Origin of the sequence: Halorubrum sp. CGM5_25_10-8B (genome assembly GCF_005435095.1) — an archaeon.
GTDB classification, from domain to species: domain Archaea; phylum Halobacteriota; class Halobacteria; order Halobacteriales; family Haloferacaceae; genus Halorubrum; species Halorubrum ezzemoulense.
Map to the genome: position 1 here is coordinate 124,007 of NZ_SGTY01000007.1, position 25,831 is coordinate 149,837.

26 protein-coding genes are annotated in these 25,831 nt (G+C 59.9%); 19 read left to right on the forward strand and 7 right to left on the reverse strand.

The features are described from left to right. The first annotated feature begins 255 nt into the window (after nt 1-255). The 3 genes from EXE51_RS08365 to EXE51_RS08375 all read left to right on the forward strand — a co-directional run bounded on the left by EXE51_RS08365 (nt 256) and on the right by EXE51_RS08375 (nt 5,086). Nucleotides 256-1,131, forward strand: coding sequence for a DUF6166 domain-containing protein (locus tag EXE51_RS08365; RefSeq protein ID WP_137692443.1), 876 nt, complete (start codon nt 256-258; stop codon nt 1,129-1,131). 557 nt (nt 1,132-1,688) lie between these two features. Continuing rightward, nucleotides 1,689-3,293, forward strand: a complete 1,605-nt coding sequence (locus EXE51_RS08370; protein WP_241990609.1) for a hypothetical protein — start codon at nt 1,689-1,691, stop codon at nt 3,291-3,293. 179 nt (nt 3,294-3,472) lie between these two features. Then, nucleotides 3,473-5,086: an AAA family ATPase gene (locus EXE51_RS08375; RefSeq protein WP_137692444.1), complete on the forward strand. Its 1,614-nt coding sequence runs from the start codon at nt 3,473-3,475 to the stop codon at nt 5,084-5,086. Nucleotides 5,087-5,116: 30 nt separating this feature from the next. Here EXE51_RS08375 and EXE51_RS08380 read toward each other — a convergent pair whose 3' ends face one another. From EXE51_RS08380 to EXE51_RS08390, 3 genes are read right to left on the reverse strand one after another with little or no spacing between them, the layout of a single operon-like run. Then, on the reverse strand, nt 5,117-6,757 hold the full coding sequence (locus EXE51_RS08380; RefSeq protein ID WP_158413892.1) for an ATP-binding protein: 1,641 nt from the start codon (nt 6,755-6,757) through the stop codon (nt 5,117-5,119). Beyond that, nucleotides 6,750-8,561, reverse strand: a complete 1,812-nt coding sequence (locus EXE51_RS08385) for a hypothetical protein (RefSeq protein ID WP_137692446.1) — start codon at nt 8,559-8,561, stop codon at nt 6,750-6,752. The genes EXE51_RS08380 and EXE51_RS08385 overlap by 8 nt, the downstream gene beginning before the upstream one ends. Then, a complete protein-coding gene (locus EXE51_RS08390) occupies nt 8,554-9,651 on the reverse strand; it encodes a hypothetical protein (RefSeq protein ID WP_137692447.1) in 1,098 nt (365 codons plus the stop codon). Before EXE51_RS08390 ends, EXE51_RS08385 begins: the two co-directional genes overlap by 8 nt. Before the next feature lie 366 nt (nt 9,652-10,017). Here EXE51_RS08390 and EXE51_RS08395 point away from each other — a divergent pair, with 366 nt between their 5' ends. The 9 genes from EXE51_RS08395 (at nt 10,018) to EXE51_RS08435 (ending at nt 18,399) form a co-directional block, all read left to right on the forward strand. Then, nucleotides 10,018-12,957 (forward strand): VWA domain-containing protein, encoded by a 2,940-nt coding sequence (locus EXE51_RS08395; protein ID WP_137692448.1) that lies wholly within the window; start codon nt 10,018-10,020, stop codon nt 12,955-12,957. A gap of 113 nt (nt 12,958-13,070) precedes the next feature. Next, complete coding sequence (locus EXE51_RS08400) at nt 13,071-14,045, forward strand: hypothetical protein (RefSeq protein ID WP_158413893.1); 975 nt, start codon at nt 13,071-13,073, stop codon at nt 14,043-14,045. Beyond that, nucleotides 14,042-14,932, forward strand: coding sequence for an N-6 DNA methylase (locus EXE51_RS08405; protein WP_137692450.1), 891 nt, complete (start codon nt 14,042-14,044; stop codon nt 14,930-14,932). The genes EXE51_RS08400 and EXE51_RS08405 overlap by 4 nt, the downstream gene beginning before the upstream one ends. A gap of 121 nt (nt 14,933-15,053) precedes the next feature. Further along, a complete protein-coding gene (locus EXE51_RS08410) occupies nt 15,054-15,410 on the forward strand; it encodes a hypothetical protein (protein ID WP_137692451.1) in 357 nt (118 codons plus the stop codon). Nucleotides 15,411-15,412: 2 nt separating this feature from the next. Beyond that, a complete protein-coding gene (locus tag EXE51_RS08415; protein ID WP_199234042.1) occupies nt 15,413-15,709 on the forward strand; it encodes a hypothetical protein in 297 nt (98 codons plus the stop codon). 2 nt (nt 15,710-15,711) lie between these two features. After that, on the forward strand, nt 15,712-16,074 hold the full coding sequence (locus EXE51_RS08420; protein WP_137692452.1) for a hypothetical protein: 363 nt from the start codon (nt 15,712-15,714) through the stop codon (nt 16,072-16,074). Between the two features lie 343 nt (nt 16,075-16,417). After that, nucleotides 16,418-16,777 (forward strand): hypothetical protein, encoded by a 360-nt coding sequence (locus tag EXE51_RS08425; protein WP_137692453.1) that lies wholly within the window; start codon nt 16,418-16,420, stop codon nt 16,775-16,777. A gap of 549 nt (nt 16,778-17,326) precedes the next feature. Then, nucleotides 17,327-17,788, forward strand: a complete 462-nt coding sequence (locus EXE51_RS08430) for a hypothetical protein (protein WP_137692454.1) — start codon at nt 17,327-17,329, stop codon at nt 17,786-17,788. A 143-nt stretch (nt 17,789-17,931) separates the two neighbouring features. Continuing rightward, nucleotides 17,932-18,399, forward strand: a complete 468-nt coding sequence (locus tag EXE51_RS08435; RefSeq protein WP_137692455.1) for a hypothetical protein — start codon at nt 17,932-17,934, stop codon at nt 18,397-18,399. A gap of 93 nt (nt 18,400-18,492) precedes the next feature. Here the strand turns inward: EXE51_RS08435 and EXE51_RS18190 are convergent, their stop codons facing one another. Continuing rightward, nucleotides 18,493-18,645, reverse strand: a complete 153-nt coding sequence (locus EXE51_RS18190) for a phage terminase large subunit family protein (protein WP_321167011.1) — start codon at nt 18,643-18,645, stop codon at nt 18,493-18,495. 532 nt (nt 18,646-19,177) lie between these two features. Here EXE51_RS18190 and EXE51_RS08440 point away from each other — a divergent pair. The 5 genes from EXE51_RS08440 to EXE51_RS08460 all read left to right on the forward strand — a co-directional run bounded on the left by EXE51_RS08440 (nt 19,178) and on the right by EXE51_RS08460 (nt 21,741). Next, nucleotides 19,178-19,627 (forward strand): hypothetical protein, encoded by a 450-nt coding sequence (locus tag EXE51_RS08440; RefSeq protein ID WP_137692456.1) that lies wholly within the window; start codon nt 19,178-19,180, stop codon nt 19,625-19,627. Continuing rightward, nucleotides 19,624-19,902, forward strand: a complete 279-nt coding sequence (locus EXE51_RS08445; protein ID WP_137692457.1) for a hypothetical protein — start codon at nt 19,624-19,626, stop codon at nt 19,900-19,902. The genes EXE51_RS08440 and EXE51_RS08445 overlap by 4 nt, the downstream gene beginning before the upstream one ends. 172 nt (nt 19,903-20,074) lie before the next feature. Beyond that, nucleotides 20,075-20,539, forward strand: coding sequence for a hypothetical protein (locus tag EXE51_RS08450; protein WP_137692458.1), 465 nt, complete (start codon nt 20,075-20,077; stop codon nt 20,537-20,539). Continuing rightward, a complete protein-coding gene (locus EXE51_RS08455) occupies nt 20,539-20,835 on the forward strand; it encodes a hypothetical protein (RefSeq protein WP_137692459.1) in 297 nt (98 codons plus the stop codon). The genes EXE51_RS08450 and EXE51_RS08455 overlap by 1 nt, the downstream gene beginning before the upstream one ends. A 75-nt stretch (nt 20,836-20,910) precedes the next feature. Further along, entirely contained in the window at nt 20,911-21,741 is an 831-nt protein-coding gene (locus tag EXE51_RS08460) for a hypothetical protein (protein WP_137692460.1), read from the forward strand. Nucleotides 21,742-21,808: 67 nt separating this feature from the next. Here EXE51_RS08460 and EXE51_RS08465 read toward each other — a convergent pair whose 3' ends face one another. Further along, nucleotides 21,809-22,273 carry a hypothetical protein gene (locus tag EXE51_RS08465; RefSeq protein ID WP_137692461.1) on the reverse strand — a complete coding sequence of 155 codons (465 nt, stop codon included), beginning with the start codon at nt 22,271-22,273 and terminating at the stop codon, nt 21,809-21,811. 105 nt (nt 22,274-22,378) lie between these two features. On the opposite strand from EXE51_RS08465, the gene EXE51_RS08470 reads away from it, so the two are divergent. Together EXE51_RS08470 and EXE51_RS08475 are read left to right on the forward strand one after the other, a co-directional pair. Next, nucleotides 22,379-22,789: a hypothetical protein gene (locus EXE51_RS08470; RefSeq protein ID WP_137692462.1), complete on the forward strand. Its 411-nt coding sequence runs from the start codon at nt 22,379-22,381 to the stop codon at nt 22,787-22,789. Between the two features lie 4 nt (nt 22,790-22,793). After that, nucleotides 22,794-23,255 carry a hypothetical protein gene (locus tag EXE51_RS08475; protein WP_137692463.1) on the forward strand — a complete coding sequence of 154 codons (462 nt, stop codon included), beginning with the start codon at nt 22,794-22,796 and terminating at the stop codon, nt 23,253-23,255. On the opposite strand, the gene EXE51_RS08480 is transcribed toward EXE51_RS08475, so the two are convergent. Then, nucleotides 23,252-24,490, reverse strand: coding sequence for a hypothetical protein (locus tag EXE51_RS08480; RefSeq protein ID WP_137692464.1), 1,239 nt, complete (start codon nt 24,488-24,490; stop codon nt 23,252-23,254). The genes EXE51_RS08475 and EXE51_RS08480 overlap by 4 nt on opposite strands. Nucleotides 24,491-25,258: 768 nt before the next feature. Beyond that, nucleotides 25,259-25,777 (reverse strand): helix-turn-helix transcriptional regulator, encoded by a 519-nt coding sequence (locus tag EXE51_RS08490; protein ID WP_137692466.1) that lies wholly within the window; start codon nt 25,775-25,777, stop codon nt 25,259-25,261. Between the last annotated feature and the right edge of the window lie 54 nt (nt 25,778-25,831).

Sequence of the window (25,831 nt, forward strand, 5' to 3'; positions counted from 1 at the left end):
CGCAGCGCCACTCTCCCTCGTCGAATCCGAATCAGAGACCGGCGACCAACGCAAGTGTCCGTATTGTCGGTGGAACTCGCACACACTCTATCGACTCGACAGCTGGCCCGCTGACCACGCCGGATGTACCTACTGTGTTCTCGAGTTCCTCCGCAGCGACGAGTACCTCATCTATCACGACCGCGACCACGGCGCCGCGCCGACTGGCCCGCCCACATCTGAAAACGCCACCGGGTGACCACCCCGTCCCACACCATGCCAGCGAAAACCGACTACTCCAGAAAGATCAAATGGAAGACCGAACCGTACCGAGGCGAACGCTCCATCGGGGGCAACTTCGTCTACTCCGGTGAGAACCTCCTCGACAAGCATCTATTCGTCCATCGAGTCGCCCCCGGCGGCTTCGATTGGGGGCCCGACGCCTCCGACGAGAAAGCCTGCCAACTCGCCATCGCGCTCCTTGCCCCGTACAAGGGCGTGGACTACGCCGTCGAACACTACCACCTGTTCGCCGAGAACTTCGTCCGGCGCGAACTCACCGAGGACACCTGGGAAATCAAGCGGAGCGACTTCCGCAGTCCAGACTACGTCCGTGCCATCGACGGCCGCGACTACCCAGAGCATACCGCCCCCAGCCCAGAGGATATGCCCGCCCTCGAGGACGTCGACCTCGACGCCATCACCTACGCCGAGGAGATTGCACTCGCAGAGAAATACGACGACGTCCTCTGGCACAGCGGTAACCGGCGCGACAACCTCCGTCGTCTCCTCGCCATCTGGAACGGCAAGGAAGACCCGAGTACCGACTCCGTTTCCTCGAGCACCCTGTATCGGGTTCAGGGCCTCTCCATTCCCTCGAACGCCCTCAGTACGCTCGTCCGCGAGTTCGACACGATGGGCGACCTCGCCGGCTGGATCTGCTTCGGTCGCCACCACGACCGACTGAACGGCATCAGCAAAGCGACCGCGAAGAAACTCACCGATGCTCGCCCCGGCCTCATCCAGTACTTCGGCGGTAAGGAGTACATCCCCGAACACGAAGGTCGAGAGATGACGCTCTCGGAAACCACGGGCCACGAGAGCGCCCAACAGACGTTCCGGAGCGCGCTCGCAGACGGCGACGATGCCTGATTCCACAGCTCACTCTCACCCTCCGCAGTACCCGTAGAACGCGGGTTCTACGTGTTCTTTGAGTTCTTCTCGTTCTCCGCGTCCTTCGAGACAGGAGTCGCGACCTACGGTCTGCCCGTTCCTACGCAACTGACTACACTTGCTGGTCGGTCCAGTCGTTGCGTAGGACTCGTTTGTCTCCCCCGGAGGAGGTGGAGGGCGGACGTCCACACGGAGCGCTCCTAGCGTGTTGTGTCGACACCAACGGCCCAGTGCGGTTCCGCGTGGGCGTGCCACACCTCGCCCTCTATCTTCGGAACGGAACACCCTCCGTTCTTTCTCCCTCACAGAGGAAGCACCGACACGCTACTTGTCAGGGGCATCACTCTCCCGTCCTCTCCGGTCTACTCTCCCCTCTCCGCTGAAGCTCCTGTCCTGACCTCTCTTCGCTCGTCTCTTCTCGAACCGTTGTACCGCCCCCGACCGCACTCCCATCTCCGTTCTCCGGTCTCTCTGGACAACCGCTGTGCCACCCAACGGCGGTTGCCACTTTTCGTACGAGAAACCGCTCCACTCCAATGTCCACAGAACCCACCACCACGTCCGATACCGAATCGTCCACCTCGACCGAGACCGAGACCGAGGCTGAAACCGAGGCCACGGCCGAGGGCGAGAATAAGAACACGAACGATACCCAGCACGCGAACAGAGCTGATACCGCGTCCGGGGTGACCGGCCGCCCGGCCGTTGCCCTGGCAGATCTCCTCACCCGAGAGACGGACATCAAATTCGCCGGTCTCACCGAGACCGACAGCGGGTCGTATCCCGACGAAATTCCACCGGAAACTAGGTGTCTCGCCGATTCACCTCGCTCGTTCAAAGAGGCGATTCGCGTGCTGCCGAAGGCCAGTCCAGGCGAACTCTGGGCGACTAACGATTTCGTCGAGACGAGCGGCCGGGTCGATACCACCGCCATCCGCGATGTGCACGGCCTCGATATCGACGCCCTCGAAGCCGCCACTGGTCGCTCACTCGAGGACCTCGCCGCTGGGAGTAGCGCCGACGCCGTCGTTCGAGTCCGCGACCACAAAGACATCGTCGACGACCGCCGGAAAGCGTTGAACGCGCTCGGCTACGACGTCAAATTCCGCTGGCAGATCGCCAGCGACTCCTACAGCATCATCAACCCGCAGGACGCGTATCTCCCCATCATCAGTGCGCTCCAGCAACGAGGCGAAACCGACGCCTTCGGATGGGTGTCCTACCGCGACTGGGGCGGCCTGCTCAAGATGGTCGTCATCTGTCCCAGCCTCCGCCACGTCGTCTCCAACGGGGAAGCAGACCTCGAGAACGCCGTCGACGAAGACGGTCTCGCGAGCGTCGTCAGCGCCGCTCAGACCGACAGTGACACGAGTGACGCCGAGACCGAGTCCGACTCCGACGCCCCGGAGACAGTTGTTTACGGTGGTTTCCAGACCGGCTACGACTTCCGAGGCACTCAAACACTCTGGGCGCGACCCATCCTGTTCTTCCCCGACTCAGGGACGGTCCTCCCGGATATGGGTGAGCGCTACACTCGACGCCACTACGGTCAGGCGACCAACGCCGCCCATGAGCGCAAACAGGGTCGCGTCCCCATCAGCGAGTGGTGGCGGAACATCTACGACGACATCGACACGCGGATGATCGAAGTCGATATCGCCATCCGACGGACCCGCGCCATCGCCTACGACTTCGACGACCTCCCCTTCTCGCTCGAAGACTGCTACACCTACTGGGGGGTCGCGTTCAAATACGCCGAGCGAGCCGCCGAGCGTGCAACCTCAATCGCTAAGCCCGCACGCCGCCCCACCGTATTCAACATCCAGCTCTCCTTGGTCATCGCACTCCTCGAGGAATACAAAGGCTCGATGGCCTCGAACTCCTACCAGGAATACCTCGAAGTCGCTGGCGAACTGTTCAGGAAGCCCGCGATGATGATTCAGTTGGCGATGCAAGAACACGACCGGCGAGCCGACAGCGATGTCGATCGGGTCCTCCCTGAGAGTCAACAGACGCTCTCAGACGCTCTCGAGGATATCGTCGATATCCCCGGCATCAGCGTCGATACCGAAGCAGACCTCACCGACCAGCAGGCCCAGCGCGTCCAAGACCGACTCCAGCAGCGGCTTGGAGACGCCTAGCCCTCTCACCGCCGGCTCGAAAGCATCTCGACCGCACCGCAGATGAACTCTCTCGAGTCACCGGAGGCCGCCCCCAGCCACCGAGCGTTGCACGTGGTCGGAGTGCGAATTTGAGTATTGTTTGTCGCTCCCGGAAGCGTGGAGGAGCCGAACAGACTCGGCCTCGCAATCTCAATCCCATGTCCTCAACCACCACATCCGGTAGTCCCGACAGTACCGACAGTCCCGAGGGGCAGGTTATCCTCTCGCACCTCGTGAATCGACTCCTTCAGCGCGAAGGAGGAAACATCCCCGTCGAACGCGTTACGCTCCGCGTCTCCGACTACGCTGATCTCTCCGACCAGGACGCCGCCGACCTCATCGACGACGGCGCAGACGCAGGCATCTACACACTGAATCGGTCACAGAGCGGAAGCGCCACCATCGCCGGCGTCTCACCACAGGGGCCCGAACCACAGGTGATCACCGACGCCTTCGGCGAACTCCAACACGACACCGGCGCAGACTTCCGCGTCATCAGCGTCGTCACCGACTCGATAAACGACGCCCTCCACGACGCCGGGTACGATGATTTCACCGCACTCGCGAGCGCCAGCACCGACGACATCGCCGGCCTCACCGGAACCCTCACCGAGAGCCGCGCCGAGAATCTCCTCAAAGAAGCCCAGCGACACGTCCCCGTCGGTCACCGCCTCGCACAGCGAGCCGCCGCCTACTACAGCCAACGGAGCAATCCAGACACCGGCCTCGGCGAAGCCCGCGTCACCGACCTCTCGCTCGTCACCGAATCCGTCGGCGAACCGCGCTTCTTAGCCGAAGGCTGGGACCCCGACGACGAACGCGGGATGTACGTCTCCAACATCGGACGGAACGCCGGGACTCCCGTCCCCACGGGTCTCCACATCCTCGATAACCCCGACCATCCCAGCGTCCCGAAGGCCGCGACCCATCCCGATGCGAACTACGATGCCCTCCCCGTCGACGAACACGGCGAGGTCATCCCGCCCGCTGTCCCCATCGACCCACGCCTCCAGCTCCCGCTCGACGAACTCATCGCGAAGAAACTCGCCCGAGGACTCGTCCCCGTTAGAGTCGTTGGCCCCCGGGGATCGGGGAAGAACTACCTGCTCAAGTACCTCTGCCACAAGACGAACCGTGGCTACCAGTCCATCGACGTCGATCGAGCGACTGAACCCGAGGACCTCTTCGGGCCGCTCGTTCCCGACGGCGATGTCATCGTGCCCCGCAACGGCGCCGTTAAACAAGGACTGCTGAACGGCGATACCATCGTCATCAACGAGTTCCCCGTCATGCAGGCTGGCGCCGCCATCACCCTCCACCGGCTCCTGAACGAGGGGACGCTCCTCGTCAAGTCTCACGGCGAACTCGTCGAGCCGCACCCTTCGGCCCGCCTCGTCATCACGATGAACCCGCCCACCAGAGAGTACCGTGACTCCGAGCCGATGAACTCCGCCACCCGTGGTCGGTTCCGAGCCTTGGAGCAACCCTACATCCAGGACGTTGAGGAGGAAGTCGAGACGCTCGACCGCCAGGTCAACAGTACGGACATCGTGGTGGACCGCCCGACGCTCCGGAAGATCGTCCAGTTCGCTCACCAGACGCGGCAGAACGAGTCCTGGCCGACGCTGTCGACCCGGAATCTCACCATCCTCTGCGAACACATCGAGGATGGAGCGTCACCGAAGGCCGCGACGAAAAACGAGCTCTGGGCGGTCGCGGAACCGAATCAGTATCCCGAAGACGCCTACGAAACGCTCAACGACTACCTCTAAGACCAAACAGGAATTATACTGCGGAGCGGATTATTGATGGGTATACTCTCGATACTCCCCTGCTAGTCTTCCCGATGACTCTTGCTCAGTGGCCATCTCGTGCAATAGGAGATTCTCCGTATTCCATTGGAGGAGCTGTTCGTGAATTGTCTCCACAGCGAGATTCGCGAGCGAGGTGTGTTCTTTCATCTGCATGAGATGGGGGAGTCCAGCAATATACAGACAGAGGCCATTATCTGAGTTCCGCTGGAATATCTCGACTATCCTGTCCCGCGTGTCAGTCGGGTCCTGTACAAGAAGATCCGTTAGTGTGGCTTCACGGAATCGTGACTGAGAGGGCTCACCTCTCTCACGCGCCCACGCATTGGCGATGGACTCAGGTGAGACCGCATCATCCTCGTTGATGACGGCGATATTCCCCGCAGACGCGAAGCGAACAGTTCGCCAAGCACTCTTACTGAGTGGAAGTTCTTGGTCGGTGTAGAAGTTTGAGTGTTGAATGTCCCGATCATCGATGAGGGCTCTAACCGATGAAGCGGTGAGTTGCTGGCACTCGTCCCCGCCAGTCTGCGCTTTGACAGCGGCTTCAATAAATACGTCCTCGATATCAGCCCCCGTGAATCCATCCGTCAACTTACTGAGTTCCGAGAGCATCCTAGACCTAGTTGGATGCTTGGCTACCTCTTGGAGATCCGTCTGGAGATGCTCGGGATTTCGTCGACGGATCTGTTCGACGTAATGGTGAATAATCGCTTGACGCTGTTTGTGGTCCGGACGTGGGAACGAGATCGGTTGGTTTCCGAGCCGACCGGGGCGAAGTAGTGCGGGATCGAGGACCTCTGCAAGGTTCGTCGATGCGATGACTTTCGGCGCGTCCTCAGTCTTCGCGTCGACCCCGTCGAGCAGGACTAAGAGTTGAGCGACAAGCTGTGCGCTGTGTTCCTGTGACGCCTCGCTTCGACTACGAGCGATAGCATCGATTTCGTCTATATAAAGGACGTTCGAGTCGGTGTTTTGGGCTTCGTCGAACTTCTTTCGGAGTAGCCGCTCGGACTCGCCCACCCATTTGCTGAGGATCTCTGGCCCGGAGATCGTCACTGGCATCGCGTTATACTCCTCTTGGCAGGTCTCGATGACGAGTTCCGTCTTTCCCGTCCCTGGCGGCCCCTCGAGGAGTATGCCGGTTCGATCCGCTAGTCCCCATTCGGCGTTCGACATCCGGAGGAACTCCTGGAGGTCGTGCTTCTGTCTGTCGAGTCCGGCCACTCTCCCAGCAGCCACCGACTGCACTGCGTCGTGCGCGACGAGTTCTCGAAACTCACCCGCCGTAAGGCTGATTGACTCTGTCATCCAGTCCAAGATGTCATCATCGGGTGGCAGTTCGAGAATGAGCCGTGTCCGGAACTCGGCTGAATCCTCACCAGCCTCCGTGTATTCATACCGTCTCCAACACTCACGTTCCAGGTCCCCAGTGTCGTTGGTTACGAGATGGTAATGCTCGGTTGGGTTCCCTCCGTCGTCACGTGTGAAGGTGTATGTGTCGTCGTCAGAATGGTTGAGCTGGTCTGGTGCTAGCCACCCGCGTTCGTCCTGTAACGAGAGATGAACCTCCCCGAGCGAGGAATTAGCGAGTTCTGCGAGTAACCACGTGCCGAACTTCTCATCAGTCATTGTCATAGAACGTGTCAATTAATGGCTCCACCCGCCGAATCCCAATACACCGCCCGTTCTCCAGAACGGGGACACAGAGTTCGACGGTCAAGTCATCGAACTGCGTTGCTTCAGCCTTCACGAGATCTTGCACGAGTAGTGCTTGCTCCCGTCCACGATAGAGGATACGTGGTGGGATGACTATGTAAATCGCGTCGATCGAACTCGTGTAGTCGTGATACTTTTCAAGCGCTTCAGATAGCTTCCGATACTGGAACGCCCCCTCTGAGAATCCAGTCTCGAACTCGATAACCGCCGGTAACCCTGTCTCAATCGACTCGTCGTCTTCACTAAGCAAGAACGCAGTGAGCGCGTCCTCAGCGTCGGATCGTGTCGCGTCGAAATAGATGTCCGCAACTGGTCCGCTCTCCCCGAAGTCGTGTTCGCTTTCTAAAGGATTCTCCTCCAAGAGTGTCGCCCGGACGAACGTATTAAATGGCGTCTCAGGATCCATCACCTGCCAGAGTTCCCGAGCCATTCCTTCGGTGAGTATACCCTTCCAATTGTAGTGTTGGTCGCTCTCTCCGCCTTCAGTCTGCCGTTCAGTGAGTGCGACCTGCGTCCAGCGACCACTCCGTAGAAGCCGTTGGAAGACGGTGTCCGCTTGTGCGATCGTCTCCCAGGATCCGGGAATGCCATTAAACGCGTAATAGCACGCAATCCGATCGTCGAACGTATCTTCCTCAACTCTTGGTGTCGCGATCGAGACGGGCGCCGCCTGTAGTCGCTCGAGAACACCCGTCTCCTCCTCACTGGCTTTGGGGAGAGACACAGAAGCGAGATGTTCGACGAGACGATGAGTAAATCCGGAGAATCGGACTGATCCCTCCCAGCGTTGTGGGATGTTGATAAGAAGATATCCGAGCCCGCCACTGTAGAGCGTCTCAACTTGGTCGACGAGATCCGGAACGATGTCGACGCCAGCATGCTCGATCGCAGGCCGTCCGTTCGTTTGCGACGGCGACCACTCATCCCCCGAGACGTCGATAGTGACGATTGACCCCGGGACGTCGGGAACTCTTAGTTCGTTTGCGACGAACTCCGCATGCTTGATAGTCGGCTCTCCACCGCGGGATTCCGAGTACGCATCGCGAAGGGAACGCTGTAGGAATTCAAACGACGGCACCTCTTCTGTCGCACGATGAACGATGCAAACGGGTCGATCACTACTATACGGTAGACCGCCACCCCACTGGAACACTGGGTCGAACTCTTCAAGCTCGTCCAGTAGTTGTTGACTTCCTGCTAGTGGAGTGAGCTGGGTGGTCGGCCGTGACTCGCGCCCTACTCGTTCGAGTAGCCGCGTTACAGTGATTTCCTGCCCGCCCAGGGTTCGTCCCCGGTTCATTCGTCGGTTCTGTTGGCTCGTGGTTGAGACTGGTTGTTCTGACGCCTTCTCTTTCTGCTGGGAGACCGAAACCGTCTGCGGGGTAAGCATCGGATCTGCGAGGTTAGCAGTGGATTTTGGAGTCCGAGATTTCAGGACAGGGCTACCGCTTCGCTGTAACGATATCCGAGGCGACGAGATGTCTCCCTCCGGCTTAACTTTGGAAACCGGTCGTGGGCTGACCGATTCCACTGGGTCGTTCGAGTTGTTGAGTTCAATCTGTTCGATGGCGAGTTCCATCCCTTCGTCGGATAGATTCGATTCCTCGTCTCCCTCACCACTGTCGGCTGCTGTATTCGACCCAGTGACTCGAGTATATTCTTCCCCCGTCCTCTGGTCCTCAGGAACGTCCCCACGACGATTGTCTTTATCAGTCATTCTCCGCAGTATGCCCGTGCTCCGAGAGTAATTGGAGAATCTGATTTCGAGCACCTGAATCTGTCCCGTATTTACTCTGATGAGTAAAGACTGGTTGATCGTTGTCAATCCGTAATGGCATACGGAACGCATATCTGGCGAACCGAAATTGTTCTCCCTGATCGAGGCTCGTTTGATTCTTTACTGCCTGGAGCCAGCGCTGCCCCCCGTGAATTCGTTCATTACCTTCTGCCCATGACCGATAGAAGAGATACTGAAGCGGAGAGAGTTTGTCTTTATCTCGAGAAATATCGATCGAAAGGTCGAACGGAGCGGCAGTGTTGAGTAGCTTGACGAGATTTTCATAGTACTTCTCGTTGAAGGTCCGCTCGTCTTCCTGCTCAGTTGTAACGATCTCGAGGGTCACTAATCGCTGCTGTTCATCAGTGTCTAAAGCCCCTTGCGCGTGGCGCCACTCGATACCTACATTCACACGTAGGAGTGCGGTGAGAGTTGGTTCTGCCGGTGGACAGAGGCTGATCACTCGCTGTACCCACTCCTCGGCAACGTTTGTCGTTGCGACACTCGCGTCTGGTAACTCGAAGAACTGATCCGGCATACTGTACGCATCCGGGTCGACATCGGATTCCTCCGCGAAGGTGGCCGGATCGTCATCCAAGATCCCGGTGAGCTTACTCTCAAGGCTCACAAGTGCATCGAGCGTATCTCGAAACGTTGTGGCACCAGTCAGTTCGATCGATTCAATGTAGGTCGATTCGCGGGGATACTCTTCGAATTCATCAAGCGTGCTGGACTCGAGGTGAAGTGCGGAAGTTTGCTCGCTATTGACCGTCCATTCGAATTCCGACAGCCACCAAGGCAACCGGTTTGCATCACCCTCAACGGAGCCAACGAGCCCCCCGTGTGCATCCTCGATTTCCGCGTACGTCCGCTCGGTGCCAACGATCCCGAGCTTCCGTTCGAGATCTTCGACGACCTCTCGCTGAAATTGATCACCCGACGGGAGTGCGTTGAGCTTGACGACGAGCTGCTTGAGGTATCCATCGTCAAGCCACTCGAATAACGACTGCGTCGACGGTGACTGAGACATGGTGGTCTCAACACAAAGAATATTGAAATAGATTAGCCATCGGTTCTTATGCGAATCAACCACGACTTCTAGAAGAGTGAGACCCCAATACGTAGACATCAGGGGGAGGGGTAATCCAGCCGACCTTATTTTCAAAACACAGTGGTGTAAGTGCGGAACGCAATAATCAGCCGTCTTGATATGACTACCGAGTCTCTATATTTGCGGAAATATCTAACAATAAGCCACCCACCAATCATCAATAACCCCCAGTCCGATGGCGCCTACGGATACGTCCGTAGCAAGACTTCCATCAACGGGTTGTAATTTATTTTGACCGGTTTGTACACCCCTCTACGGTGAGGGCGTCCAGAACTCCAATTCACCATGCCACTCGACCATCGACACAACAAACACCAGCAGGTCATCGGCGACCTCACACCACAGGCCGCGACCAGAGCCCGCATCTCCACACAGCGCGCTGACCGACTCCGCGAGTTCATCCTCAGTCATCTCCCCGATGAGGTGACCGTCGACGTCGTAATCACATCCGGTGTCCAGACTGCCGCCGTCCTCCCGGCCGACGTCGACGCCATCGTCTCCTCAGACGCCACCGACATCGAACGCGCTCAGGCCGAACAGTTCCTCGCCGGCGTCGACGCTGACTATCTCGTGCTCGTCACCGGGAACGAAGCCGACCTCACGCGAATCCCGCTCAACGACCAACTCACCGCCGACCACGCCCACCAATTCGGCCTCGCCTTCCACGAGCTCCTCCACATCCTCAAAACGGCGATCACCACCATCGGTGAGCTACTCGATACCGAAATCGACTCGCAGTATCACGCGCAGGTCCACGACCTCATCAACATCATCGAAGACGGCGCAATCGAGAGCGAAGCCATCAACGGCGAAAACTTCAGCGACAACGCTGGCATCCGCCTCGAACTCACCCGACGACTCCACTCGCAGACGCCCGATGACATCCCCACCGGACAAGAGATTCGCTACTCGTTCTGGGATGCCGTCACCTCGTGTCTCTACGACGAAGCCATCTATCCGACCGGCATCACGGATGTCCTCCTCGACGAGGACGACAACCGAGTCCGCTTCAAAAGCGAGGCCGACCGCGACGCGTTCGAGGCAATCCACCCCGAACTGTGCATCCTCTCGCGTGACGCACTCGCGATTCGGAGTACAGACCGCGACGACACGACCCACGCTCATGACAAGACCGCCTCCGTCCGTCGCGCCCGTCGCGTTATTCAGACCTGGACCGACCATATCCAGCCCGTCCTCGAAGCCGACACTCGAGACCACCAGCAGGCCCAGGACGATGAACAAACCGGGGAAGACGGCCAGGGGCAATCTCAGGAGCGTGACGGCGACGAGCAGAGTCAACAGCAGGAGTCCGGCGTAGACGCCACAGGCCGCCCCGAGTCGGCGTCCGGCCCCGACGGCGGCGATGATATCTCCAGTGGAAACGGACAGCCACAGAACGCCACAGCGGACGCGTCAGCCACGCCCGGTGAGAACGCCGAGTCACCCCTGCCCGAAGACTTCGATCCAAGCGAGGTCACGCTCTCACGAGATGCGACCGACGACCCCCGTCAGAACATCTTCGAGCAACCGCAAGTCACGGCCGACCCCAATCCAGACGATATCGATGTCGATTCCTCCAGGACGATCCCCGACGACATGGGTGACACCGACAGCGATGGCGACGGTGACGACGACGGTGAGGCCGGAGGGCCTTCTTCCGAATCCGGTAGTGATAGGGGGACTGACGCCAGCGGTGATAGTGACCAGGGCGATGACGGCGACGCCAGCGACCTCTCCGGTGGCGATTCTGAACCTGAACCATCGACCCGGGCACAGGCGATTGCCCAAGCCACTGAGCGGGCCCGCGAACGCGAGAAACCGGGAGCCGGTAACGGGACAGAAACAGAGTCCATCGCTGGGGATGAGTCAGGAGCGCAGCCCACTCCCGCTGACTCGCACTCTAAGGCCGACTCGACTGGGAGTCACCGTCCCCGAGAGCAGAGTAGCCAGCTCACGCTCGGGAACTTCGAGGAAAAAGATCAGGACACGGGGGACGCCAGTGAAGACTCGCTGTCGTCCAGTGAGGGTGGGAGTGAAGGAGAGAGCGAGAGCGGTTCCCCCGGCGTCAAGCGGGATGGCAGTGGCGATGTCGATGTTGATGACGGTGAGGATTCCGGGGACACGGAAGATACGGAGAACACGGGTTCTACGGGTTCTACGAGTTCTACGGGTAGTGCGTCCGACGAGACTCAGGACACTCCAGATGGTCCGGCCCACGCACAGAGTTCCTCCCGGTCACAGCACGAAGCGCAGGCGGCGTACGAAGACGCCCTTGCCCGCGACGAGCGTGCAGCCCGTACCGAAGCCGACCGCGAACAAATCGACGAACGGGCGCTCGGAGACGAACTCGACGCGCTCGCCGATCACCTCGACCGTCAACGTCGCCAGCGGACACCAGATACTGGGAGTGAGGAGAACAGCGGACAGAGCGGAGGGGCGGGATACTCGCCGGGGAGCCTCACCGACCTCGAAATCCTCCCCGTGGCTGACGATCTTGTCTCACTCCGTGAGTGGGCCGCCATCGAAGACGGGGTCGGTCGGGTTGCCGACACCCTCGAAATGTATCTCCGACTCGACCGCCGCAAGAGTACCCGACGCGGACTCTCCGCTGGAGCCTACGATACTCGCGCCGGCCACCGCCTCGCCATCGGTGACCCCCGGGTCTGTAAGAGCCGAACGATGGGCAACGAGAAACAGTATGCGCTCGTCCTCATCCTCGACCGCTCGGGGTCGATGCGGGGCGGGTCGCCCGCGAAGATAGAGGTGGCAACCCAAGCGCTCACTCGATTCGCCCTCGCCGCCGAGAATCTCGGTATCCGCGTCGCCGTCATCGACTTCATTCACGGCAACGCCCGCCTCGTCAAGCCGTTCAGCATCGAGACGCGACACGTCCAGTCATCTCTTCTCGATACATCCTGTGGCGGCGGGACGCCACTCGCTGAGGCCATCGGCCTTGCGAACGACCTCGTCGAAGCCCAGCGCGACGACCCACTCATCATCAGCGTTGGCGATGATCAGACCTCGGCCGATTCCGTGAAAGATGTCATCCGCCGGACGTACGCTCCCGTGTGTTCGCTCACCATCGCGACCGACACCGAACCCGGCACGCTCTCGGGGTCGGCCTCAGAACTCGCCACCTACTACGAGCGCCAGGAGGCGGTCTATACGCCTGAGCGACTTGACGATCGTCTCGACCAGTTCGCCAGTCTCCTCGCTGGTCTCTGAGGGTCACTCCTGGCCAGTTTGTCGCCCCCGAAACGGTAGCGGGGTGTCCCTCCGACGCCCGCAGCAGCCACCGAATCATGTCCTGTCGAACACTCCATACAGCCGACGGCAACGTGCCTAGCCTCGTCCTCCCGCCGGGGGCGCTCGCCCACACCGACCGAGGATACGAGTACGACGTCGAACGCGACCCGGCCAACGTCGAACCAATCGAACACCAGATCCGCCTCGACTTCATCCGCGGTGGCCCCGTCCGCCGCGACCAACTTCTCGGCAGCTACAATCCGTGGAAGTACGACCCGACAGATCCCGCCACCCTCCCCTGGCAGGGCGTCAAGCAGAAACCGCTCGGCCTCGCCTACGCTGAAACCTCCTGTGCCGCACGAATCCACGAGGAAAAAAGATTCTACGACCACGTCGACGATGACGCCGTCCTCGCGGATGCGCCGGCGTTCCTCGCAGCACGACTCCGAATCGCTCACGAAACCCCCGATCCAGAACAGGCCCTCGAAGAGGAACGCCAGCGCCGCGAGAAATGGTATCGCGAACTCATCCCCGGGCCCAACCTCAGTCAGGTCCTCAAGGACTCGTCGTACGGCTCACTCATCGAGACGTGTATCGGGCCCCCACCCGACGCCGACCGCCTCCTCGAACACAACGCCTTCGTCGGGATGGTCCTCGTCGACGACGACACCGACCCCGACACCTTCGCTCGCGACCGCACCCTCGATTCCACGTACGTTCTTCGAGAATCCGCGCTCTCGCATACCCAGACCGATGACCCCGTCCGACTCGCTGACTACGGCATCGACCTCCCCGCCCCGCTCCTGGTCGGCGAATACCAAAGCGGCAGCCAGTACCTGCTCATCCCGTGGGGCGACGCCCTGACCTGCGCGTGTCCATACAAGCAGTCCGCACCGTGGCGCGTGATGTGTAAACACGAACTGCTCGCGAGCGTCGTCTGTGGTGGCCGCGACTCGATCTTCCTCCCCGTCTCCCGGGGCATCGACGTTCCGCACCGAGCGCGGCGCTTCGTCAGCCCCGAAATCGCCATCTCACACCAATCACGAGCCGAGGACTACCACCGATGACAACGCTTCTCGAACGCGAACATCGAAAACTCGTCACCGACCCGCTCGACGCCATCAGCCAGCAGACCGGCGATTCGCCGTATCAGGTGTTCTCGGATTGGATCGACCTCGCACTCGCCAGTTTCACCGCTGACGAAGACGCCTATCAAAAACCGCTCACCCGGTACGCAAACGACGGTCGCGACGAAGACACCGTCCGAGAGCTCGCAACTCAGCACGCAAACGCCCTCGGAGGACTCGTCCTCGCGATGGAACAGACCAACAAAGACATCCTCGGCGGTGTGTACGAACACTACGGGCTTACGAGCAGCCACTTCGCCCAGTACTTCACGCCGGGGGCGGTGAGCCACGCGATGGCGGCGATGAACCTCCCCGATGGTGAGGACCTCCGCGACGCCACCCCCGAAGACCCGCTCGTCATCGGAGACGTCTCCGGCTGTGGAAGTGGCCGATTCCTCGTCGATACCGCGAACCACCTCCGCGAAACCGCTCCGGAGGCCCCTGCCGTCTTCCTGGGCTACGACAAAGACCCGATCTGCGCGAAAATGGCGGTTCTAAACTTCGTCCTCAACGATCTCACCGGGTACGTCTTGCTCGGTGATGCCCTGAAACTCGAGGCTCACCGCGTCTGGTTCGTCAGTGTCGCCCAGCTCGCCCGTGGCGACCACCCGGTGAAAGCCCTCGATGCTGAAGGGCGTGACCGCGTGTTAGCCCGCTTCTTCGGTGTGCCACTTGACGACGGCGCGACCGAACCGACCAAAGGGGCTACCGGGGGCTCGAAGAGCAGCAACGCCACTCTCGAAGCCGGGTATGAGAGCGAGAGTGAGAACGAGCGTGAAGGCATGACCGCAGACTCGACCAGCCAGCTCACGTTCGAAGAACTATGATCGGATGGTGGTTCGGTCTGTCCTACGCAACAATTGGGCCGTCGAATGACTCTACTCTGTTGCGTAGGACACGCGTTCCCGCACCCGTTTGTCGCCCCCGGGTCGGTGAGGGACTCGAAACATGACCTTCGATATCGAGACGGACGCGCTCGAGCGTGTCCGTTATGAAGCCGAACAGCTCCACGAACTCGCCGTCAACCACTTCGGATACAACACCGAACACGTCCTGTTCACCGCTCACGCCGACGGCACGATCTCCGGCCGTATCGCGCTCTATGTCGCCGGCGACTACCACGACTACGAGCACGACGACGCCAACGAAGCCGACGACAGCGACGAGATAGAACAGGTCTCGATGAACGCTCGGGACGACACGTACCACGACCAGGACCGTGACCCCGGCCCGCCGGGCGTCGGCGCGACCGTTCCTCGCCCGTCGACCGATGCGACCACTGATACCGCCGAGACCGGAGCCTGACGATGGGTGTCCTCGAGGACCACCCGGACGCCACTCACGTTCGCGTGACGTTCCACCCGCAAATCTGGCACCACGGCCGGGCCGTCACCAGCGACGACACCGAAACATATCTCGTTCCCCTCGAGCACGCGCTCACTCGCGACGGCGAACTCGTCGCCGACGATACGGACGGCTCAGACCAACTTGCTCGCGTCGACGACGCCCCCGACATCGCACGGAACTGGTCAGGCCCCTTCTACGTGACTATCGACGAACTCGTCGATGAGACTGAGACCGAGGCCGAGAACGCACCACGGTAACTGTGCCGCCCCACGACATCCCCCGCTGGGAAGAGATCGACTTCGAAGAGATCGACTACGAAGCCCGCGATGAGAACCCGACCGGCCACGAGCGGACACTTCGCTCACTTCGGTCACAAATCGACTCCTCCGAAGCGATTCTCAAGCGCTATCTGCGCGAACTCGGCGTCTCAACAGTCGGTGACCTCGTCCATGTCTCGATCCCGACGCACGTACAGTATCGCGATCCGTTCGCATTTGACCGAGCACGCAGGGCCCGCACCGCCCAATCGAATCTTCGGAGCCGACGCCAACGCTTCTGCCAAGTATATGCCGAGCATCGCCGCCGCAAACAGAAGACTGAAACCACGGATTCGGTTCAATAGACCTTTATTCGCCAGGATACGGGCTATTTACAACACGAAAAGGAGGTGTGTTACAACACGAAATTGGGGGGTCCGAAGCTAGTTACAACTCGAAAAAGAGGGGTATCCGGCCAACCAACCGCTCGCAATTTCTATCCTACGCAACAACTGAATCAGGATGGCTTCCTTGTTGCGTAGGAACCAATTCGACGTCGTCGAGTGGCGCTTCTTCGAACAACGATCTCTCGACCTCTGAAACCGATACTTCTGCGATCCGTGTCTCGGTGTATTGGCTACAGTCTTCACATTTCCACATTCAATGTGGACTACGCGCAGTTATGCCTGAACTCCGCCTACAACGTGTGTGAATATCTCCTCCACGTACCCGACACTCAGCTTGGAATCCGAGGTGGCCCTCAACTCATTTGAAATGATTACGATCATGGATGGCCCGGGTGTGAAGGGCCTCGAGCGGTACTTTGTCGGGTACTACAACGAGGACCTCCGCGACGCTGATGGAACCTTTCTCGCCCGCCCCGTCGGGCATCACGAACTTCCCCATCCGATGACGCTCCCTGAAATCGAGGAGTGGGCGCTCAAATATCTCAGCGTTCCCGAGGAAGCCCTTACAGAATGTGAAGAACAAGAGCTCCGCACCAACCGAAGCGAGCGGGCAGACCAGCCTGACCGAGAGAACTCCGAGGGCAGCACCGGAGCGATTTAGCCACCGATTGACCCGTCCCCACGACACGCCGCCGTGCCTCACCATCAAAAATCAAGAGAACACCCTCCCATGACCGACCCGACCACCACCAGCAACGAACCACTGACCGACCACACCAGGATGCCGGCGACCTCATCGACGACCGATGTAGATACAACTCCGGCTGGATACCCCCAACGACCTCGAACGACGGGAAGGAACCTAACACGCCGAAGCGCCCTCGCCGGTGCTGGCCTCCTCGCAGCAAGCAGTCTCTCCGGCTGTCTGGGACTCCTCGGCGCAGAACCCGTCGCCGCAGACCAACCGACGACCACTCCCGGAACCGCAACCCCCACGCCAAGCACCGGCCCGGGAGCGGGAGGCAGTGACGGCAACGACTACCACGACTACGGTGACCACGACGGGCCATCGACACCGGACGCCGACCAGACGCCGACGCCCGAGGCACCGACTTCGCTTGTCGGCCCCGGTGTCCTTCCGGCCGATGTCGAACCAGAACAGGGACGCGGTGGCTCCGGTCAGTGGCAAAAGCCCGACTACCGCGCCTGGGTGGGACCACTAACCTCCGCGAATCACGGCCTCCAAGACGTCACCGTCACGAACACCCCTCACGCCGACCGGAAGAGTAGTCCGTTGCCTGCGTACCTCGATATCGACTACCTCGATGAGCCCGTCATCGAATCTGACGGGACGTTCACCATCACTGGCGCGATGCACTACGCCCACGCGTGTGGCTACTACGGCATCAACTATCTCGACGTGATCGACGGCGAAGCCATCATCGCGCTCGCGTACACCATCGACGAGACCACCTGTACGCCCGAATATCCAGGACGACTCGGCGCACGATACGGACCCGTCACCCTCATCGGAAAACTCGACCCCAGTATGGACGCTGACCATCTCATCGTCACCTTCCTCAGCGGCGTCCACGACTACAAACTCGAAGAATCTGGTGGCGACTGGGGCGGCCCGTGGCGCTCCGTCGCAAACTGGCACTTCCACGTCTAGACGACCACTCCTCGAGGGGCGCGGTTGCCACCTCACACCCTGTTTGTACCCCCCGTCGAAAGCGCGGGGTCGGTCATCAAAGGCACTCCCGTCCTGTCTCACCCCCGGTGACGCGACCACCACCGACGAACTCCGACGATACTATGAGCTCCGATACAGCCAGCGCCAGCCCGCAGAACCGCTCGTTTACCGTCCATCACCAATCCGTCTTCGTCATCGACTCCGAGTGGGATGCCGACGGTGATACCGACCGCACGCCCGACGCGAAGACCAAGACCGTTGACGAACACGGCCTGCTCGCGCTCGACGACGAACCGTTCGAGACCACGCTCTTCCATCACGGGGTCCACGTCGATACCCGCCAGCGAACCTCGCGGATCGAGACCGGCGGGAGCGACGAGTTCATCGACGACCGGCCACTCTCAGACATCCGCTCGGGACGGCCCACCAACCCCCTCGAGCCCGCCCCCGGTCAGCAGGGGACGCTGTTCCCCGACACCGCACTCGACCAGCGAACGCTCAACGGCGACCAGGCCAGTGCTCGCTTCATGTTTGAGGTCGAGCAACGTCGACAACAGACCTGTGACAATATACGGGACGACGTGTCGTGAGCTCGAATCTCTTTTAACTAGGATGGTGACCTAAAGAGGGCAATACATCCTCCCTATGACTACCGAGGACCGCGATTACTCTACTGTCTGTGACTACTCCGGGGCTACAACGTCCGTACACGCCGGGCACTCAGTCCACACGCCCTCAGTACCGTCGTTCTTTTCGTACTTAACAAGAATCCACGCTTCCGAGATCTCCTCACCACATTCTGGACATCGACCGATCGACGATTCGTCAGCGTTCATTGAAAGGGAAGGAGCGTGTGACAGTGTTCCTTCCAACGGAAATATCAACCGGGGTTGAACGTAAGCTTTTGGCGGCTTTGCGGGTCAAGCGCACCGGATATTCGGTGGATATAGACCACCAGTACCATTAACTCACGGCCACCAAAACAACCGACTCCATGAGTGTCCGCACAGTACTTACTCGACTATTGCCCGGTGACGAGACAGAAGTAGTCGTGGAGTGCCGTCAGTGCGGTGAGAATCTGGCGTCAGGCACAGATGAGTGTCCCAACTGTGGGTCTGATGAGATAGAGCACTTTCAGATTTCAGAGTAGATTACCGCGGTCGGGATACATTCGCCTAGAGGGTGTCATAGAGCAGTTCACATATTCGCTGTATGGCGATCTATTTGAAGAGTGAACCGAATTGATCTTGTTGAAATCCCCAGTGAAGGACACTTTTGACCCCGTTGCGGTACATACGTAAGAACGGTGTCAATGTAGCCGCTAGAACCGTCATAAACCGATACTAGTCGGCGGGTGTATTTCCTATATTGAGCGAACCAAGCCAGAATATCTCATCTTCTGAGGATTTCAACAAAGCCAAGAAACCGTATTCACAACAACTGCTAACTACCCAAGAGAACGTCCACCAGGTCTGCGCTATTCTCAGCCGGTTTGTGGCCCCCGAGACAGTGGAGGACCAAACTGAAATGCCTACTACTGACACGTCCAGCGGTGCGCCCAGCTGTACCCAGATATACGACGTCGTCGTCGTGATAGCACTCCAGGATACCGACCGAGAACTTGCGGATGAGTTCGTCGCTGCACGCGATGTGCGCGAACTCAACCCCGCGACCATCGAAGTGACACAGAATGTTGTCGCCCGAACGGACCACGAAGCCTACCGCTGCGGTGTGAATCTTATTCGAGCCATCCTCGACGCCGCCGGCCTCGTCGATCAATACAGCCTCGGTGACGTTCGCCCGGAGGTCGCCCGATGAGCACGGATATCGAGGCTAAACGCGGGAGCGACAGCGAATTCCTCGCCTGCCCTGAATGCGGTGGTGAACGCTTTTCGTGGGTTCTTCATCAGGTTCAGTTCGGCTCTGTACATCGCTTCGAGAACGGCCACGTGGACGTCGAGGCCAGCAAAGACGGCCCCATTACGGGGTCTGACATCGGCGAGAACGGCGTCTTCTGCGTCGAGTGTGGCGAAGACCGTACTTACGACGACCTCGTCCTTACGGACCGCGTCACCACCATGGAGGAGCGATGATGCCGGAGTGCCTCAACTGCGGGCAGACCGTCGCATTCAACCACGAAGTCGAAGGAACCGAAACCCGAATCTACGACGGGGAGGGCTGCTTCGACAGCGTAGAGCACCAGCAACTCGAGACGCGAGCCTGCTGGTGTGACGAGTGTGGAAGCCACAACGTGGAATTCCACTAATGGCCCGCCCCAGCCACGTCTTCGACGACGAGGAACCCATCTACGCGCAACTTCACCCGGGAATGGTCTTCGTCACCAGAGACCGCGGCCACATCGTCCGCGTCACCCACGTCGACGAAGCCGCCGACGAAATCAGGTTCACCGACCAGTCAACGGGCGACCACGAGACATGCTCCGGCGACGAGATGTGGGTCTTCTGGGACCACGAAGCGTTCGCCGTCCCGCCAGCGGTCCTCAACAACCCCGAACGGGTCGTCGCCGAATACGCCTGGTTCCACCTCGGACGTGATCTCGAAACGATTGGCCGTAGCCACGAATACCATATCGCCGGGAGCGAACGCGTCTCCGACATCGAATTCGCACTCTGGGCCACCAGCGAGGCACGCCGCGACAGCTGGCCACCCGACGACGCTGCCGGCGTTTACCTCGGCACCACCCCCGAAGAAACCGATGAGGCCCGCTAATGGGAGCACACACGTTCTACACCCATTCGAGCGGTGAAAACGCAAAAAGTGCCTTCCAGAACGCTGTCGAGGACGCGCAATACCGCCACGGACACGCCGGCTACACCGGGACGATAGCCGAGAAGACGTCGTTCACCGAGATACCGGCCGCCGAAGTCGGCGACACCGACCCCGACGAATACGCCAGCCAGCTCATCCGAGACCAGGACCCGCGTATCGACAGCAAGTGGGGGCCCGCTGGCTGTATCGCCCTCGGTGACAACACGTACCTGTTCTTCGGCTGGGCGAGCGCCTGACGGCTGTCACCCGAAATTGTGTATCTTCCCCACCCCGAGCCAAGCGTGATACGGCCGCTTCGTCCCGGCGACATCGTGGCATTCCCCTACCTCGATGCCATCGGCCGCTACATCGCCGACGACGCCACTCCGATGTTCGAGTGGTACGTCCCACCAGGAGGCTCACTCTGTCTCGGGTATCCCTCTGCTATCACCACGGCCGACACGGACGATCTCGACACAATGGTTGACACCGGCGAGCTCGTCATCGTCGCGACCGACTTCGAATCGCTTACCGCATACGACGCCTTCCGAACCTATCGCGACTGCGATCCCCGACGCGTCACCCCCGGTGGAGCGCCAGCGACCAGCCACCTCGAACTCCGCGTCGAACGTGGACATGGCGCTCGCAAACGGGTTAACGGCTTCCTGAAACATCCGACCGTCCAGTACCAGCACGACCCCGTCACCAAGCCATTTCGAATCGCACTCACCGCAGTCTCCAACGGTCGAGACGTCGGCTCCGTCCGGGCCGACAGCGACACCGGCAACGACCTCATCGAAGGTGCGTGGCACTCGACGATGCAGGAACTCTCGCGGAAACTCGCTGTCGTTCGCGCTGGCTTCGAGCAGTTCACCGACGAGGAAATCCTTGAAGGCTCCAGCGTCGAAGCTACGGTCGAACCCTGGAACCCCCTCGGTCTCGCGACAGACGAAGCCGACTCCGCAGATACCTACACCAGCGACGTGCGGTGGGCGATGCACGGCATCGGGCGATACGACGGCCCCGTATACTACCTGTATGACGAATATGGAACGGCCATTCGTGCCCCCTCGGAGTACCGCAACTTCCTCGAAACTATCGCGACCGGCGACACCGACAACGACCAAGAGTGGTTCGTCACACCCGTCGATGTCCACTACTAGCCGACCTGCTCTACCCACTCATCCCACAGCAGCCGCCTCCTCACTCATATCTGACTACCTCCGACCGTTACTCACCAGCTTTCCCCGCATACTTCGACGTCACCGTTCCCTTGCTATTGCGGAACACGCAGTAACGGTAGGGGCCGTGAGGACACTGTTTGCAGCCGGGACCACAATCGATCTTCCGTATCTCGACTGTCCCATACTTTCGTAACTCTTCGTCCGAGAGTGCGATTCGTTCCGACTTCGACATCGTCTCGATCTCTTTCTGTCGTCGCTGGCGCTCCTGTGCCGACTGCTCTTTCTGAGGAAGAGTCTTGACCGTCTCACCGTGCTCCTCCTCGCCGTCAGTCCCTGTATCTGTCGGAGAAACAGGCCGCGACTTGTGGGCGATTAACTCCTCGGCGTACTCGATAACGTGCTCGAGCTTCGGGATGCTCTGGGATTGCAGCGGGTCCACGACCCAGTTCGCCAGCTCATCCGGGGGCTCAGGGTAGTCCTCATCGGTGCTGTCGGATTGGTCCGTGGGCATTGTCCTACGCAACAATTAAAGCGATTACTCAGTATAGTTGTTGCGTAGGAAACACCCCCCTACGCGCCCGTTTGTCGTCCCCCGAGTCGGTGAGGGACTTACCCGATGGACACAGAACCCGCCACCGCGAGTCGAACCACGATCGACTACCAGCCGACGCTACCCGCCCCAACTCCGGATGCGGACTCCGTCGACGCGAGCATCGCCCGCACCCGCCGTGTGCAACACCTCAGTGCTGTTGTCAGGGCACGTCTCGACGCCGCAGACCGCCACACAGACGACCCAGAGGCGCTTGCGAAGGTCGTCATCGAAGCCCTCTATCGAGAACACCCACACATACGCCTTGAGGACGCCCTCGAACTCGCACGTATCGTCGAGCGCCCGCCCGAGGACGTCTCGACGAAACGCGCAATCGAACACGTCGTCGACGATGCCTGCTCTTACCTCGAATCGTGGGGCCGCTTTGGGCCGGTGAACGCGAATAGCCCCGGCGAACACAAGCGAGCACAGGTGTGACACAATGGGCCACGACGCCGCTATACTTGAACAGCTCCCGCCGGAGAAACTCCTCGGTACATCGAACTATCGCGTCATCTCTCCTGCAATCAGGATGATGGGGGAAGTCGAAACCGTCGAACAGTACCTCAAGCACGAACGAGCGAAACAAAATCGTGGCGGGATCATCCGTCGACTCTCTGAACGTCGCGATGCAATCTACGAGGAACGCGCCGAAGCACCACCAGAACGCACCACAGAGACGGGGGGTTCATCCACACCGCCAGTCGAAGTCGAGATCCCGATCGAGAATCCGGATGACCTTCCGGTTCGGATTCAAGTAGAGCCCACCACACGGACGGAAACGGAAACGCCTGCATCGTTTATTCCACCGTCGCTATCGGCAGACTTGCTCGCACTTGTCCACGAACACGGCCCAACAGGCGTCGCTAGGTCGCCCGAAGCGCCAGCCTGGGACGAGCTCTAGTCGCGAATCAGGTCCGGCGAATTGCCCGTCATCCGTTCGCGAGCCGCCGTCGATTCCCCCGTCTCCGTCACAGGCTCAGACCCCGTGTCCATCGCCACGTCTCCGAACAAGCGTCGAATCGGATGTCGCAACGCCGCCAAGCGACCGAGATCGCCGCTCCGGTAGTTCGCCGCCCACGTCCGAGTGTTTCCCTTCATATCTCGGCGGGCGACCACGAACTTCACCGGGCCGAACGGGACCTTCACCAGCGACAACCATGACTCGCACAGCGCTGTCCCTCGGAAACTCAACGACGCTCCACCCACCCAGTGTGCAACCTGCTGGTCGACGTCCTCCGAAGAAAACCACGTCCGAGCTTCCTCCATGAACTCCTCGAACCGCTCGGGAAACTCACTCCCGATGTGGGTGATGAGATACTCCGACTCCCCGTCCTCAGTATCCTTCTTCCAGAACTCGAGGAAGATGTGATTCGACGGCGAGCGCAGGACATTCACCCAGGCTCGTTCGCGGCCCTTGCCGTGGAGAGACACCGCGTCGATTCGCTCCCATCCATCTGGAGACCGCCCCTCATCGTAGTAGCCGCGCAGCGGCGGGGTAACCTCGAGCGCGTGGGCCCGCAAATATTCCGTCGGGAACGGCACCTCCACGCACACTTCCTCGGTCGGTTCGGGGTCCAACAATCGTTGCACAGGTTCAGAGTAGCCGTCTACCCCCTCAACGAGAGGGACAGCGTGGGGCCACGGCCGCTTGACGCGGCGTTCAGCGAACGTCATATCGTGGCTGTCGAAATCGGACTGGTACGCCCAGAACACCGAATAGCCCGCGTTCAGGTACTCCCTGGTGATCGGGCCGATCTCTTTCTCGTCGTGCTTGTGCTGAATCTCGACGATAAGCCCCTTCCCAAAGGGGTATAGCTCCGCAGAAAACGTCGCGACGACATCCGCAATCCGATTCATCCCCGGGATTTGCCGCTCGTGATCCACGGACGCCGTCTCGAACACCTCGCGAAGTTTCATCGCCGCGATAGTCTTGAGTTTGGCGTGCAGATTCGACTCGCCGGGACACTCCGAGCCTCGCGGGTGGACGAAATGCTTCGAGACAAAGTGCCCCCGGTTGTAGTGTGATCGGCGAACACCGAGTGACTCTTCGCAGAGTGGGCATAGAATCGTGTTGTCGTCTCCGACGTCCAGGGGAAGAACCCGGTCGCCGTTCGGACGCATCGCGAGGTATGGCATAGTGGAGGTTTTCGGAGGGGTGCGGCGTTCTCGTGTCGCTCAAATACTCTACGCGACGAGGAAACAAAAAGGAATTCGCGGCTTTACGCTCTTTACCCCCACAAAACCGCGTATTCACGTCGAGACGGGACTAGGGGATGGCCAGACTACGGCACTTACCGGAGCATCTGTAACGGAAGGGCTTCTCACGGTACCACCCGTGGGATTCCACTGGAACACCCTCCCAAATTCCCTGCCTCAAGCACGAGGTGGTCGTGGCTGAACTCCGCGCGTAGCAGACCTACGGATTCGGGCGGGTGCTATCGGGGAGATCCGGGACTCGATCTCGAAGTTCACTGAGGCAGGTTTCGAGGATAGCCATCGGATTTGAATCTGTAAAGGATGCGGATTCACGATGCGGTAGTGACCACGCTTCGTGATCAACTTGGAAATGGCTCGGGCCCAGGTTCTCATGAGTTTCGTCCTGATGCCAGCCGCATGACCACTGTGTCCCCGATTCGTTATACTGGATACGGAACTCATCGCGCTCGGAATGTGGACGCCACTCGAATTCGAGCGTTGCATCGCCAGCATCCAGATCCTGATCACAAAAGACCGCACGATCGAGTGTCGCCACGAGCCGAACTGGACGCATCGGACTTGGGTTCGCGTTCACGGCCGTGACGCCAGCTTCCCGTCGAAGACGGGTTGCGACTCGTTTGTGGACCTCATATCGGTGGAGATGCGTGTCTCCAGGAATCGGTGAGTTTCCCATTCGCTGTCACCGAGTCAGTTGGCGGATACGAGCCGATTATCGCGAGTCGCCTCGATCGTGTCGTAGAGCTGGATGGCCTGCTTGATGAGCGTGGCTTGGTGCTCGTAGTACTCCCAGTCCTCTGCGTCGTGCCGTCGCTGTCGGCGTTCGGCTGCCGGAATATCATCACCGACGGTCGCCCGGAGTTCGTCAGCAGACGCCACATCGTATGCATCCTTCCACTCGTCAATATCGTCCCGGATGGCAGCTAATTCAGCTGTGAGTTCGTCCTTCTGATGCTCATTGATGAGGTCACGGATCTGATCGAAATACTGGGTGACTGGGTCTGGATAGTAGCAGGTTTCGCGGCCACGCTGGATCGTTTCGAGTTTATCGGCCTCAACAAGTTGGGTGAGATACTTTTCGGCCGTGTTCCGGGCAACATCAGCAGCAGCAGCTATTTCTCCCGCGTTTTTTGGTTCGCGAACCGTCATCGCGACATCCCGGATCCGGGCGACCTTTGCTGTGTGGTCCGTGGTTCCTGCGTCGCTCATACACGTACTCGGATTTCCAGCATCATTAGTTTTTTGAAACCCGATTTAAAATAT